We start from the raw sequence: 13553 nt of genomic DNA, 5'->3' as shown, positions 1-13553 counted from the left end.
TGCCAATCTGACGGCTGGATCCCCGCCTGCGCGGGGATGACTATGCCTTCGGTCAAAGTCGAGTGGTGACATTTTGCCCTGTTTTTGACGTTTCAACTCCTGATTCGCATGATATCCGGTTAAAGATTAAGAGCCGTTAAGAAAACAGCCAGGTATGGAGCACGGTTCGAGGTGCGCATCCAGCGCGCTTCGAACCGTTTTTGTTTTATATCCCATCCCAATTTCTGCTCGTCTGGAAACTCCTGAAATAAAACTGGATTATACCGAAGGCTTACCTTAGCTTAATCCAGTTACTCCATACATCGTATGTGGTGTGCGCCAAACATACTGCGCCAGCTCCCCGGCACGTGCTCGGCCCCCCGGTCTTCAGACACGTCGAATGCGCAGTAGCACGCCCTTGATATGACCGCACGGTGTGCGGTGCGCGTCCGAGTTTCCCATCTCCCGGCACGCCCTTCGCCTGTTGCGATCGTACGTTCGGCTGCTTCCCCCTTACCCCGGTTACCGGCATGAGACAGACTATGCTTGCGTTTCTTGCTATGGCCATCTTTTCGTTGCTGTCATTTTCGCAGCAACGGGCCGCTTTGCGGTACCACGGGCAGGTTTATGGGCGGGATGTCGAACGGGCGGCGCTAGACTTCGCCCAGGTCAAGATGGCCGAAATCGAGTCAAAATCCTTTGACGAGATCGACGCCGCCAACCCGGAGTTGCGGGTCGATGTGGCCGGCCTCACCGGAAATATTGGCCCGGACGAGGATGAACTGGCGGTAGCGGCGTTCGACGACATCGACGACTATCACGGATTTTCTTCGCCTTACACGCACCTGTTCAATAGCGCGGAATATCCGTTCCAGTTGGACATCGAGGTGCAGTTCGTCTCGGTGAGCAACCCGTCGGTCGCGCTCACGGGCGCGGCTTCGCTGGCGAAAGAAGTGACCGTCCGCGTGACCGAACAGGACACCCCGGGCGAGCGCGCGCCGGTCGTCATTACCCTCAAACGCACGATGTCGCCCGCCGGCCTGTATCTCCACTAATCCCCCGTATCCCCGTTCGCTCGCGCCTGGATCCCCCGTCCCATGCATGTGCTTCTCGATCATATTTCAGCGGTCATCGTCGCGACCGTGCTGTTTATCTCACTGATTGTGGTCGTGAACCGTAATCGCCAGAACACGGTCGAGCTACAGATCGGCCAGATCGTTGAGAAGCAGGCATTCTCCTTCGCCAGGACCATCGAGCGCGACCTCGAGAACATGCGCAACAAGGACCAGACGGAGACGACCCTTGGCCGGCCCGAAGAGTGTTTTCTAGAACGTGACGCCGTGGGCAATGTGACGCGCCTGCTCTTCCCGACCCTCGAGGACCCGAGCGCCGGCCTGGCGTCGAACATCGTCCATGTCGAATACCGTCTGATGCCGGAAGACTCGACGACGATCGACGTCCACGGGGACGCCATGCAGGTGTATCGCATGGAGCGCCGGCTGAAGCTCAACGACCTGACCTATGTCGAGGACGGCGGGAGCGGCAGCTTCATCACCCGATTTACGATTGGCATGGTATCCGAAGGGGCCCTCGCCGCGCCGACAGGCCTGCTGGTCGAAACGTGCCCCGAGAACCTGGACCGCGTCCACCTCGAGCTTCAGGCCGCTATTCCCACGGTGGAACAGCGATCGCCCGACCAGAAGTCGACGTCCGGCCTCAACATCGTTCGATACGGCAACACGATTTATTCTCAAAACCGATAGGCGTTGCCCGCGGCCGGGAGCTCGCTCCGCCGGCCGGTACGCCCCCAGACCTCACCGCTATGGGTAACTCCGCGCTCATCATCGTCGCCGCCACCGTCTTGAGCGGCGTCCTCATCATGACCAATGTGCAACGGATCTCCTCGGAGTCCCAACTCGCCCAGTCGCTGATGCAGGAAGACGTGCTCGCCCGCGACATGGCGCTCACCGGCCACAACCTGGTGCTGGCCGAGATGCTCAGCAACACCGGCGGCCTTGGGGGCAGCCTTTCCTACGGCAACGCCCCCGTCACCTATAACGGAGGCACGTTCGTGGTCGACGGCTACTCGGTCGCCGCGAACAACATCATCGACCTCCGGGTGATCGGACAGTACGGAGATGCCCAGCATCTCATCCACAGCCGGTATCGGATGCGCCAGGACCTACCGGCGTGGGTGCTCGACACCCCGAACCTGACCATCACAGCCAGCGACAGCGCCCGCGTGAACGGCGGGCCGGACAACAAGGAGATCTGGCTGGGCACCAGCGAATACGAGCGGATGAACGGGATCCCCGAACTCGCCGGCCTGATCAACCTGGGCCAGATGACCAACGCTATCAACAACCAGCTCCAGAACGCAGACGACGGCCTGCCCGGCAACATCACGGAGGTGACGGTGAAGGCGGACGAAGAGGAATTCAATGACGAACTGCCCGACCTCGACGTCGCCCAGAACGAGTCCTGGCTCCAGGAATTCTACTACAAGACGCTCGACGAAATGACCCTCTCCGGCGACATGCCGGACGCCTTCTTCCCCGGCTCGATGCAGTTTGGCTCCGTAGCCCCGGGTGGGATCATCGGCGAAGGCGAGACCAACCCTTACGCGTTTAACTTCGGCACCGCCGACAACACCTCGATCGTCCGCATCAAAGGCGACGCCACCATCCGGAGCGGCGCCTCGTTTAGCGGCTACGGCATCCTTATCGTGGAAGGCGCGCTGCGCGTCGAGCCGGGCGCGGCGCTGAATTGGGATGGCATCGTCTATCTCCGCCCCACCAACTCGTATTCGCAAACCCGCTTCGACGGGCTCGTGAACATCCGCGGCTCCATCCTCGCCTACCAGGAGGCCGTGCCGCCGGGTAGCCACATGGACGTCACCACCCACCGCGATCTAAGCGGCATCTGGGCCCAGCCGCGCGGCACCGAATCCAACCAGCCTGGCCTCCCACTCGCCGGCCCCTGGTACATCCACAAACACAAGTGGGATGTGCAGTGGAATTCAATCGCGCCGATCTCCACCGAACGCATCGTCACCTTCCTCCGGAACGGCGCCCCGGTGACGGCGCATGAGCAGTATCTCCGGTTTGTGGAGACCCTGGACGACCTGCCTAGCGCCGGCGTCTCGGAAATCTATCTCAAGTTCGACAACCGGTCCGCCAACGGGATGGGGACGATGAACTTCGAATTCAACGATCCGATAACCGGTTTGAGGCGGTCGCGCACGGGCCCCATCGCCGCCGGCTTCGACGGCAGCGGCAGCCTCGTCAGCCCCGTCTTCCGGCCGGCCGACCTCGTGACGCTCGAGATGCAGTTCCGCAGCGTGCGCATGCTCACGTTCATGCGAGATCCCGATCCCGCCGGCTCGGCCAACGACGGCCCCCGCCGCGTCAGCTCCGACTACGCCCGACAGGGCTCCTTCCACCTGGAGATGTACGACGCCGCTACCAACCGGCTGCTCCTCACGACGTCGGCCTATCAGCACATCCGCGCGGAGGAGGAAACCGAATACCAGGAGGAGCTCGATCAGCTGCGAGAGGACATCGTAAACGGGCACTTCGGCCTCAACATCGTCCTCGGGCCCTTTACGCAGATTCTCCAGAACGACGAGACGGTCACGAACGCCATGAACCGGTTCGACCGCGCCCCGATCGCGCATCTCGGGACGTGGACGCAGCGGTGCAACGTGATCGACGAGGACTGCGACCTCGCCAATTAGATCATTTCCCTTTGCCTCCCAGAGAAAGACGCCCCCCGGCCACGCCGGCGGGGCTTCTTTTTTGTCCGCGCTCGATGTCCGGCGAGGCCCTTTTTTACTCCACGGACATCCGTATCTTGGCGCATCACGCCACCTCTGGCATCCGACCTCTCCACTCCTCCCCATCCGGCTGAACGATGCGATTCGTCCTGTTCCTGCTCCTCGGTTGCCTCGGAGCGGCGTGTATACCTCCCGACGCCCCGCCCGCCGCGCCAGCCGATGCCACGCTCAAGGTGATGAGCTTCAACATCCGCTACAACACCCCGAACGATAGCCTGCACGCCTGGCCGTTGCGCAAGGAGCACGCCGCCAGCATCATCCGCTTCAACCAGGCCGATGTATTCGGCGTCCAGGAAGCGCTGCACGGCCAGCTCGTCGACCTCGATAGCCTGCTCCCAGGCTACAGCCGCCTCGGTGTCGGGCGCGACGATGGAAAGGAGGCCGGCGAGTACTCGGCCATCTACTACCGGACGGACCGGTTTACCCCCGTGCAAAGCGGCACCTTCTGGCTCTCCCTCACGCCCGATGTCCCGGGCAGCCTCGGCTGGGACGCCGCCATCACCCGCGTCGTCACCTGGGCTGAGTATCAGGATGCCGCCAGCGGGCAGACGTTTTTCCACGTCAACACCCACTTCGACCACCGCGGCGAGCAGGCCCGGACCGAAAGCGCCCGGATGATCGTGGAGCGCATCGCCACCCTTGCCGGCGACACACCTGTGGTGCTCACCGGCGACTTCAACTTTGACCCCTCTGCTCCGGGATACGCCCTCTTGACAGAAGCCTTCACCGACACCCACCTTGCCTCGGAAACAGGCGCCCACGGCCCGGAAACGACGTTTTATGGGTTTACCTATACCGGCCAACCCGGCCGGCGGATCGACTACATCTTCACCTCGCCGGGGATCCGCACCCTGCGCCACGCCACCCTGAGCGATAGCTGGGACGGCGCCTTCGCCTCGGACCACCTTCCCGTGTTTGCCGAGGTCCGCCTCAATCCCTGATCGATACGCCATGACCTACCGCAACTACCCGCTTACGTTCGGCGAAACGGCTGTCCGGCTGGGGCTGCTCCCGGTCGCACGCTATTTCTGCCATCCGGAGCTAGCGTCTGGCTCCCGGTACATCGACCTCCAGCGACCCTGTTTTGTCTATGGAAATCACTCGCACAATTTCGACCCGTTTATACTGAACCACTTCATCCCGTGGGGTCTATCGACGCGGGGCGTGATTACGAAGGAATACCATCGCGGCCGACTGCTCCGCAAGATACTCCAGGACATCGAGCTGCATCCCACGCGCAAACATGTACCTGAGCCCCATCTCATCCGCGAGATCTACCGGTTTATCGCCACAAAACACGCCATACTCATCTACCCTGAAGGCGGCCGGCGGTGGGACGGCCGGCCGGCGCCCTGGATCGAAAGCACCGCCAAGGTATTTGTAAAAAGCGGCATCCCGATCTACCCCGTCATCACCCACGGATCCTACACCGGCTGGCCGCGCTGGGCCACCTATCCGAGGCGCTCCCGCGTTCGCGTCGAAGTCAAGCCGCCCCTTCAATTCGACCGAAAAACGCCATTCGAGGAGGCGCTTGGCATCCTGAAAGCCCAGATGGCGATCGACGAAACCATCGTGCCGGACGACCTGAAGCCGTATTTCGCCTACAAGCCGGCGCAGGGCATCCACCGCCTCATCTACCGCGACCCTGTTTCAGGCGCCAACGGGGGCGTGTTTACGCCGGACGGGACGTATGTGGTGAACGCCGCCGGAACGTTCCGCTACAAGATGCAAAAAGACAGCACCCTGCTGGACGAGAAAACCGGCGAGGTGCTCACGACCAGCACCTTCTACGATCAGGTGCGAGCGATGCCGCTTGAGCGCGACGCCGGCGGGGCCTTCATTCGCAACACCGTACAAATGCACAGCGAGGAGCAGTTTCCCCGGTTGGATGCCCATGGAACAGTCGAAATCGCCCTGTTTCCAGACGAGATTCGGATCAAGGGATCGTCCATCAATTTCGCGCTCGCGCTCGAAGATGTGTTGTACTCCGGCATCGAACGCAACTCCCGCCTGCAGCTTTCACTCGCCCAGGAGATGATCCAGTTCACGTTCGCCGGCGACGGCAGCGCGCTCCAGTGGGAGGAGACCATCCAGCGCCTCAAGGCCGGCGTTCTGCCTCCGGTCGGTGAGCAAGCACGCGCATGAACCTGTGGGACCTACCCATCACGATCGGCGAGGCCGCGCTCGACATCGCGCTGGTCAGCGCCCTGTTGTTGTTCGGGCTGATGTGCCGGCGTTTTATCCCGTTCTTTCAGCGTTTTCTCATCCCCAGCGCCCTCATCGCCGGCTTTACGGGGTTGATCCTGGGCCCCGAAGGGGTCGGCCTCCTGCATTTCGATGTCGATCGGATGGGCGCCTACCTGTACCATCTCCTCGCACTGACGTTTATCGGCATCGGGCTTCAGGGCTCCAATGAAAAGGGCTCGCGCGGGGCAACGCATGTGGGCTTCATCTTCCTCTTCTGCTACCTCATCCAGATCCTCATCGGACTCGGGATCGCGTTTGCGGTCGTTTACACCTTTATGCCCGATCTCGTACCGGCGGTGGGCATGTTGCTGCCGCTGGGGTTTGGGATGGGGCCGGGGATCGCGTATTCCATCGGGCAGTCGTGGGAGCCCTACGGGTTTGGCGGCGGCGGAGACGTCGGGCTGACGCTGGCGGCGGCCGGGTTTCTGGTGGCGTACTTCGTCGGGATCGTGCTGGTGAACCGGGGTGTCCGCGCCGGCGAAAGCAAGCTAATCGATGGCGGCACACACGGCATGGACGAGGCGCTGCGGACGGGCATCCTGCGGCAGGAGCCGCTCCCGATCGCCGGCCGGCTGGCGTATCACGGTGGAACGATCGAGCCGCTGACGGTCCACTTCGCCCTCATCGGCGCCGTGTATTTGCTGACCTACGGCGTAACGACCGGCCTGGCGGCGCTGATGGCGAAAGCCGGCCTCGAGAAAGAGATCGCCATGCTCTGGGGGTTCCATTTCATCTTCGCCAACCTGCTGGCGTTGGCCATGCGCAAGCTGCTCGGGCGGGAGCAGCGCTTTATCCCCATCGATGCCGGCCTGCTGCACCGGCTCACGGGATGGATGACCGACTACATGATCGCCCTCGCCGTGATCGCCATCAGCCTGGGCGCCGCGCGGGCCTACATGGTGCCAATCGCCCTGATGACCCTTTTCGGCACGCCGGCGACGTATTTCATCGTCCGGTGGGCCGTCCGGCTCGCCTTCGACGACCATCCGCTTGAGCGGCGGCTGGGGATTTTTGGGGAGATGACCGGCACGATCAGTTCCGGCCTGGCGCTTGTGCGGGTGACCGACCCCGACTTCCGGACGAGTGTCGCCCAGGACCTCGGGCTCGGGAGCGGGATGGCGCTCGTGCTCGGCTTTCCGCTCCTCATCCTCATCAATCTGCCCTTCACACTCTTTGAGGGGAGGATGATCGGGTACGGTGTGGTTTTCGGGGTGTGCGTGGTATACCTCGGGTTGATGGTGGTCATCTGGAAACAGTTCGTCCTGAAGAAGCATCAGAAGGCGGCGGACTAAGGCTTTGACCGTTTCACAAGCGAGAGTCCACCTTGAGCACTTTCGTCATCCCCAACTTGATTGGGGATCCATGCCAGGCCAGTTGGTTGTATGGATCCCCGATCGGGGTCGGGAGCCTGCCGGAATGCAAAACGACGGGGTCCCGGATCAAGTCCGGGATGACGAAGCGCTCTGAAGTTCTATTTCGCGGACACACAACCTCCAAACACATCGACGCCCAGAATGACCCGACTTCTCCTCCTCTCCCTGCTCCTCCTCGCCGGCTGCACCGATCCGCGCGACCCGGTCGCCATCATCAATCGGGTGATCGAGACCCATGGCGGCCCCGTGATCGATCATAGTGTGATCGACTTCGACCAGCGCGGCCGGCACTACCGCGCCACGCGGGATGGCGGTGCCTTTATCTACGAGCGCATCTTCACCGACTCCACCGGTGCTGTACGCGATGTGTTGAGCAACGATGGGTTCTACCGCGAGATCGACGGCGGGCGCGTGGCGTTGACCGAAGAGCGCGCGCGCGCCTTCGAGTCGTCCGTAAACTCGGTCCTCTACTTCGCCCTCCTCCCCTACAACCTCAACGACGCCGCCGTGCAGAAGCGGTATCTGGAGGAAGTCGTCGTCGAAGGCCGGCCGTATCATAAGATCCAAGTCACCTTTCAGCAGGAAGGCGGCGGGAAAGACTTCGAGGACCGGTTCATCTACTGGATCCACAAGGAGGAGTCGACGATGGATTACATCGCCTACGACTTCCTGATCGACGGCGGCGGCTCCCGCTTCCGCAAGGCCGTGAACCCGCGCGTGGTGGGCGGTGTCCGGTTCGCCGATTATATGAACTACATCGCCGACGACCTCCAGCAGCCCGGGCTTGCGATCGAGACGTACGACCAGAAGTTTGAGGCCGGCGAATTGCGGCTGTTGTCGGAGATCGTGATGGAAAACGTTGTAGTCAGTGCAAAGTGAAAAGTGCAAAGTGCAAAATGAAAAGTGGAAAAACGTTGGACGAAACCCATTTTTTCTCGCCCGAAAGCGGCATTTCCAAGCCTTTGAGTGAGCAGGTAAACCTGCTCGGGGCCACACTGGGACGGGTGATCCGGGAGCAGGCCGGCGAGGAGACGCTGGCGCTGGTCGAGGAGCTGCGCCGGCTGTGTAAGGAAGCGGCGAACAACAACGAGCCGGCGCTGCGGGAGCAGGCGGCGGCAACGATCGGGACGCTTTCGTTGGATCAGATCAACCTGTTGTTAAAAGCCTACACGGACTTTTTCCACCTCGTCAACAAGGCCGAGCAGCAGGAGATCATCCGCATCAACCGGCAGCGCTCGCGCAACAGCCGGCCGGACAAGCCGCGCAAGGAATCCATCGCCGAGGCCGTATATACGCTGCGCGAGGCCGGCGTGTCGTACGAGCAGCTGATGGACATTTTGCACCGGCTCGACATCCAACCGACGCTCACCGCGCACCCGACCGAGGCGCGCCGGCGGAGCATCATGTACAAACAGAAACGCATCGCCACCCTGCTCGGCGAGTTATGGGAGCGGTCGCTCACGCCCGACGAGATCGCGGCTATCGGGGATGAGATCTACCGGGAAATCCGCCTGCTGATGGTGACCGACGAGGTGCGGGTGGAACGGTTGACCGTGCAGGAGGAAGTCGACAACGGCCTGTTTTTTCTGCGCAACACCATCTGGGACACCATCCCCCGGATCTACGACGACGTGCGCGACGCCGTGAAGCAGTATTACGACCGTGAGATCGAGCCGGCCGTCTTCCTCCAGTTCCGCTCGTGGATCGGCAGCGACCGCGACGGCAACCCGAACGTCAAGCCCGATGTCACCCGCCAGACCGCCATCACCCACCGGCGCACGGCCATCACCCTGTTCCTGGAAGAACTCACCAACCTGCGGCGCGAACTGAGCCTCTCCGAACGCGCCGTCCCGATCCCCGAGCCGCTGCGCGTGTCGATCGAGGCCGACAGCCGGCGGTTTACGCTGCCCGATTACTGGGTGCGCCAGTACGCATTCGAGCCGTACCGCCTCAAGGTGAGCTTCATGATGCTCAAGCTAGAGGCGGAACTGGCCGAGTTGGAGACCGCGTTTTTACCTGGCGAAGACCGCGCGGATCGGTACAACAGCGCGGCCTTCGTGGCGGACCTCGCGCTGCTGCACGATGCTCTGGTCGATACGGGGTTCGAACATATCGCCCGGTACGGGTTACTGAACAAGATCTACACGAATGCCCGTGCCTTCGGCCTGCACATGGCCGCGCTCGACATTCGCCAGCACAGCCGGATGCACGATGCCGCCGTGGCGGCGTTGCTGGCCCGAGCCGGCGTCACGCCGGCGTACAGCGACCTGCCCGAAACCGACAAAGTCGTTCTACTTACCGCCGAGCTGAGCAACCCGCGCCCCCTCCTCCCCCGCGGCGCCTCGTTGCCCGAGGCCGAGCAGGAGATGCTGGATACGATGGAGATGGTCCGCGACATCGTTGCGCAGGAGCCCGAGGCCGTCGGCAGCTACATCGTCAGCATGACGCATGACGTGAGCGACCTGTTAGAGGTGATGCTGCTCGCCAAGGAAGTGGGATTGTGGTCGATGGAGGCCGGCGTGGTGCATTCGCCGCTGGACATCGTCCCGCTCTTCGAAACCATCGAGGACCTGGAGGCCGCCGAGGGCTTCATGCGTTCGATCTTCGCGAACGAGGTCTACTGCCGGCACCTCGCCTGCCGGGGAAACATGCAGGAGATCATGCTCGGGTATTCCGACAGCAACAAGGACGGCGGCTACTGGATGGCAAACTGGGCCCTGCACAAGGGGCAGGCCGCCCTGGGCCGGGTGTGTAAGGCGTTCGGGGTGGATTTCCGGCTGTTCCACGGCCGCGGCGGCACGGTAGGGCGCGGTGGCGGGCGGGCGAATCAGGCCATTCTGTCGATGCCCGACGTAAGCCACAGCGGCCGGATCCGGTTCACCGAACAGGGAGAAGTTATCTCCTTCCGGTACGCCCTGCCGGACATCGCGCACCGGCATCTGGAGCAGATCGTAAACGCCATGCTCCTGGCCACGGGCCATGCCGGCCGGGCGTCCGAGGAGCACTCCACCAGCGACGATGCCGAAGGCAGGGTGATGGAGACGATCTCGACGGCCTCGATGCGCGCCTACCGGGGGTTGATCGACCACGAGCACCTGTGGCCGTGGTACATCAACGTCACCCCCATCGCCCAGATCAGCCGGCTCCCGATCGCCTCGCGGCCCGTCTCGCGGAAGTCGGCCTCGGAAGTCGACTTTGAGAGTCTCCGCGCCATCCCCTGGGGGTTCGCGTGGACGCAGACGCGGTACATGATCCCGGGCTGGTACGGCGTCGGCGCCGGCATCAAGAAAGTGCTCGATGAGCGGCCGGAGGATCTGGCCCTGCTCAAAAAGGCGTTTAAAAACTGGACGTTTTTCCGGGCCGTGCTCAACAATGCCCAGCTGGAGATCGCTCGCAGCCGGTTCGATGTCGCGAAATATTACGCCGACCTGGCGGCCGGCCCGTCGTTCCACGATGTCATCCTGCAAGACTACACCCTCGCCCGCGACGCCATCCTCGCGATCACCGGGCAGGACGAGGTGTTCGACTACAACCCCGTCATCCAGCGCTCCATCGCCCTCCGGAATCCGTACACGGACGTGCTGAACCTGCTGCAGGTGGAACTCATCCGCCGGCACCGAGCCGCCCCCTCCGAGGCCGAACGCGAGGCGCTCGCCCGCGCCATCTTCCTCAGCATCAACGGAATCGCGGCGGCGATGCAGAGTACGGGGTGAACTATCGAACCATCCAGTCAGGCAATCAGTTTATCGTACACCCCGTGAGGTCCGATCCAAACCCAATAGATATCTCCATCTCGCACAACGGCCAGGGCCCTGTAATCAAGGCCGACCCGGGCTGACCAGAACTTTCCTACACGTTTAAAATGTAGGGAAGGGTGCCTGGGGTTTGCCTTAAACAAGGCGAAGCACTGATCGGCCAGATTCTGGATGTGCTCGGGCAATTGGTGGTACCCCTCCCAGAATCGAGAGGTAGCATAGTGCTTCATAGCAGCTTTATACGACCAGCCACGATCTCTGCTTCCACTTCCTCAATCAAAAAATCGAGCTTCCCCGCGGCGATATCTGCCTCGATCTGTTCATCCCACTCTTTTGCGTCCCATACCCGCAAGAGTGCCGCAGCCACGGCTTCACGCTCGGCTTCCGAGAGCTTGTCCAGTCGATTTGTCAGTTGTTCAATGGCCGTCATGGGCGTTCACCGTTTCCGCAACATGCTTACATGAGCACTCACTTGCAAACCGGCGCGACGACGAGATGCGCCGATGGAATGATTCGGACTACACTTCTCCGACTAAACTACGCGTCGATTTGTTCGACCGTGCGCCCGTGATTTTCCCAAGAGTCGCCCATAAACATAAGGACAAGTAACACCGCCGGCAGCACCGGCAGGAAGTACTCCTCCCAGTTCATGTAGGACATCGTTGTCCTGCGCTCTCATCTCCCACCCGCCTCCTCGATCAACTTCATCGCCTCCTTGCTCACAAATATCTGCCGATGGAACTGCCGGCCCCACCCGAGCGGCGTCACGTCGTGGAATTCGTGCAGCGTCTCTTCTCCGTAGCCGGGATGAAGTTGCTTGCGCAGCGACGCGCGGACGTTGGGATCGGCGCCGTGATCCAGTAGCAGGCGCGTGAACGCGGCGAGATCCGGCGTGTGATGGTGGTTCACCCAGAAGTTCGGCTGCGAGACGACCGTCGCGAAGAGCGCCGTGTGGCCGCCGAACCCATCGGCGTCGATGGCGGCCGGCGTGTCGACGTCCATCCCCTGTGCCAGCAGCCAACGCGCGATCTCCAGTTCATCGTAATCGACGGCCATGTGCAAGAGCGTGGCGCCGGCGAGCGGGGTGCCGTGGGTAGCCTGCACCTCGTCGTGACAGCCCAGATCCGGGGGATAGATCTCTTCGTGAGAAAACGTGCGCCGCAACAGCCCCGGCTCGCGGGCCAGATGCGCCTCCAGGAGGTCGATCCGGCCGCGGTGGAGTGCCATGACGGGTGTATCGGGGAGGACGAGGCCGTGCTGGACGTACAGCTCCAGAATCCGGTGCTTCGCCTCGGGCTTCCGGCTGTCGGTTTCGAGCACGACATCCACCGGGGCGATCCGACGGCCGGCCTCGTCGTAGACCTTTCCTCCTACTTCCAGGATAAACTCCGTGCCGGGCACACTGAGCGTATACGCCGGCCCGCCCAGGGCATCCGCGGGGGGCGCCGGCTTGCCCAGCAGGGCATGCAACATCACCGCGGTGCTCACCCGGCTCTGCAACACGGCCCGACCAAGCGCCTTTTCTAGATCCGTCGCCCCCATCCCATGCAACATCTGGATGATCCGGTCCCGCCCGAGATTCGCCGCATAGGCCATCGGCGGCCCCCAGTTGCTGTTGCGGATGGTGGCGTGTTCGTGGAGCAGGTGAGGATGTTCGAGGATGAGCGCGCGGACCGCCTCCAGATCATCCCGCCAGATGGCGTCGATCAGCCGGCAGGCCTGGACGAGCCGCGGCCAGTTGGGCGCCTGATAACTGCGTGCGAGGACAAGTTGTGCGTCGGCCAGCTTCGCCGAGGCGGGATCGGGTGGGTTGGGGTGGAACGCGTGGAGGTCTTCGAGAGCCGATGGGTCGGACTGATTAATCGCCTTGAGCAGGTCTTTCGCCTGGTGGCGGAGCTGGTCGAGGTCGGGGCGGACGGGGAGATCGCGGATAGGCATGACACACTTCCTCTGGTGAGCCCGTGTCCGCTATGCTGGGCGAGAAGAAGGTGCAGGCAACCGTGATGGTGTGGCTACGCGTCAGGTGGACTCAGTCCTTCCCGCGGACGGGAGGCGTCCTGAACGCCCGCCGGCAAGATAGCGTCACGCCTGCGCGTGAGTCAAGCCCGCGCTGTCTGATTGGCCTGACTCCTCCCCGTCCCGACGTCGATGAATCGACGCCGGGATCCGCCCCTCCTCGGTTCGAGGAGGGGCCTTGGCGAAACGTGTGAACGCGACGAGTCAATCCTGCAAGGAGATCCCTTGAGAAACTGTTGAGATGGCGTGTTGCATAAGGAGCAAGTCATCCCCGCGCAGGCGGGGACCCAGAAAAATGCCAGTCTGATGGCTGGATTACTTCGTAAGTCGCTTCGCTCGTTTCCCGCC

11 protein-coding genes are annotated in these 13553 nt (G+C 62.5%); 8 read left to right on the top strand and 3 right to left on the bottom strand.

Going from position 1 to position 13553, the window contains the following annotated elements:
- The first annotated feature begins 509 nt into the window (after nt 1-509).
- The 8 genes from SH809_02150 to ppc all read left to right on the top strand — a co-directional run bounded on the left by SH809_02150 (nt 510) and on the right by ppc (nt 11147).
- Complete coding sequence (locus SH809_02150; protein ID MDZ4698483.1) at nt 510-1034, top strand: hypothetical protein; 525 nt, start codon at nt 510-512, stop codon at nt 1032-1034.
- A 42-nt stretch (nt 1035-1076) separates the two neighbouring features.
- Nucleotides 1077-1742: a hypothetical protein gene (locus tag SH809_02145; GenBank protein ID MDZ4698482.1), complete on the top strand. Its 666-nt coding sequence runs from the start codon at nt 1077-1079 to the stop codon at nt 1740-1742.
- Between the two features lie 59 nt (nt 1743-1801).
- Complete coding sequence (locus SH809_02140; GenBank protein ID MDZ4698481.1) at nt 1802-3715, top strand: hypothetical protein; 1914 nt, start codon at nt 1802-1804, stop codon at nt 3713-3715.
- Nucleotides 3716-3891: 176 nt separating this feature from the next.
- Nucleotides 3892-4755, top strand: coding sequence for an endonuclease/exonuclease/phosphatase family protein (locus SH809_02135; protein ID MDZ4698480.1), 864 nt, complete (start codon nt 3892-3894; stop codon nt 4753-4755).
- A 10-nt stretch (nt 4756-4765) separates the two neighbouring features.
- Complete coding sequence (locus SH809_02130) at nt 4766-5959, top strand: lysophospholipid acyltransferase family protein (GenBank protein MDZ4698479.1); 1194 nt, start codon at nt 4766-4768, stop codon at nt 5957-5959.
- On the top strand, nt 5956-7353 hold the full coding sequence (locus SH809_02125; GenBank protein ID MDZ4698478.1) for a hypothetical protein: 1398 nt from the start codon (nt 5956-5958) through the stop codon (nt 7351-7353). Before SH809_02130 ends, SH809_02125 begins: the two co-directional genes overlap by 4 nt.
- Before the next feature lie 222 nt (nt 7354-7575).
- Complete coding sequence (locus SH809_02120) at nt 7576-8313, top strand: DUF6503 family protein (GenBank protein ID MDZ4698477.1); 738 nt, start codon at nt 7576-7578, stop codon at nt 8311-8313.
- An 83-nt stretch (nt 8314-8396) separates the two neighbouring features.
- The gene (ppc, locus tag SH809_02115; GenBank protein ID MDZ4698476.1) at nt 8397-11147 is read left to right on the top strand and encodes a phosphoenolpyruvate carboxylase; all 2751 of its coding nucleotides are present in this window, start codon (nt 8397-8399) and stop codon (nt 11145-11147) included.
- A gap of 268 nt (nt 11148-11415) precedes the next feature.
- Here ppc and SH809_02110 read toward each other — a convergent pair whose 3' ends face one another.
- The 3 genes from SH809_02110 to SH809_02100 all read right to left on the bottom strand — a co-directional run bounded on the left by SH809_02110 (nt 11416) and on the right by SH809_02100 (nt 13127).
- Nucleotides 11416-11619, bottom strand: coding sequence for a hypothetical protein (locus SH809_02110; protein MDZ4698475.1), 204 nt, complete (start codon nt 11617-11619; stop codon nt 11416-11418).
- Nucleotides 11620-11726: 107 nt separating this feature from the next.
- Complete coding sequence (locus tag SH809_02105) at nt 11727-11849, bottom strand: hypothetical protein (GenBank protein ID MDZ4698474.1); 123 nt, start codon at nt 11847-11849, stop codon at nt 11727-11729.
- A gap of 15 nt (nt 11850-11864) precedes the next feature.
- Nucleotides 11865-13127 (bottom strand): hypothetical protein, encoded by a 1263-nt coding sequence (locus SH809_02100; GenBank protein MDZ4698473.1) that lies wholly within the window; start codon nt 13125-13127, stop codon nt 11865-11867.
- Between the last annotated feature and the right edge of the window lie 426 nt (nt 13128-13553).

Source organism: Rhodothermales bacterium, from assembly GCA_034439735.1.
Taxonomy (GTDB): Bacteria; Bacteroidota; Rhodothermia; order Rhodothermales; family JAHQVL01; genus JAWKNW01.
This window is presented reverse-complemented; position numbering and strand designations above follow the sequence as displayed.

Bases quoted from the DNA above. Each gene is read 5' to 3' on its own strand.
- SH809_02135 (MDZ4698480.1), top strand. From the start codon at position 3,892: ATGCGATTCGTCCTGTTCCTGCTCCTCGGTTGCCTCGGAGCGGCGTGT.
- SH809_02105 (MDZ4698474.1), bottom strand. From the start codon at position 11,849: ATGTCCTACATGAACTGGGAGGAGTACTTCCTGCCGGTGCTGCCGGCG.
- SH809_02125 (MDZ4698478.1), top strand. From the start codon at position 5,956: ATGAACCTGTGGGACCTACCCATCACGATCGGCGAGGCCGCGCTCGAC.
- SH809_02150 (MDZ4698483.1), top strand. From the start codon at position 510: ATGAGACAGACTATGCTTGCGTTTCTTGCTATGGCCATCTTTTCGTTG.
- SH809_02120 (MDZ4698477.1), top strand. From the start codon at position 7,576: ATGACCCGACTTCTCCTCCTCTCCCTGCTCCTCCTCGCCGGCTGCACC.
- SH809_02140 (MDZ4698481.1), top strand. From the start codon at position 1,802: ATGGGTAACTCCGCGCTCATCATCGTCGCCGCCACCGTCTTGAGCGGC.
- SH809_02100 (MDZ4698473.1), bottom strand. From the start codon at position 13,127: ATGCCTATCCGCGATCTCCCCGTCCGCCCCGACCTCGACCAGCTCCGC.
- SH809_02130 (MDZ4698479.1), top strand. From the start codon at position 4,766: ATGACCTACCGCAACTACCCGCTTACGTTCGGCGAAACGGCTGTCCGG.
- SH809_02145 (MDZ4698482.1), top strand. From the start codon at position 1,077: ATGCATGTGCTTCTCGATCATATTTCAGCGGTCATCGTCGCGACCGTG.
- SH809_02110 (MDZ4698475.1), bottom strand. From the start codon at position 11,619: ATGACGGCCATTGAACAACTGACAAATCGACTGGACAAGCTCTCGGAA.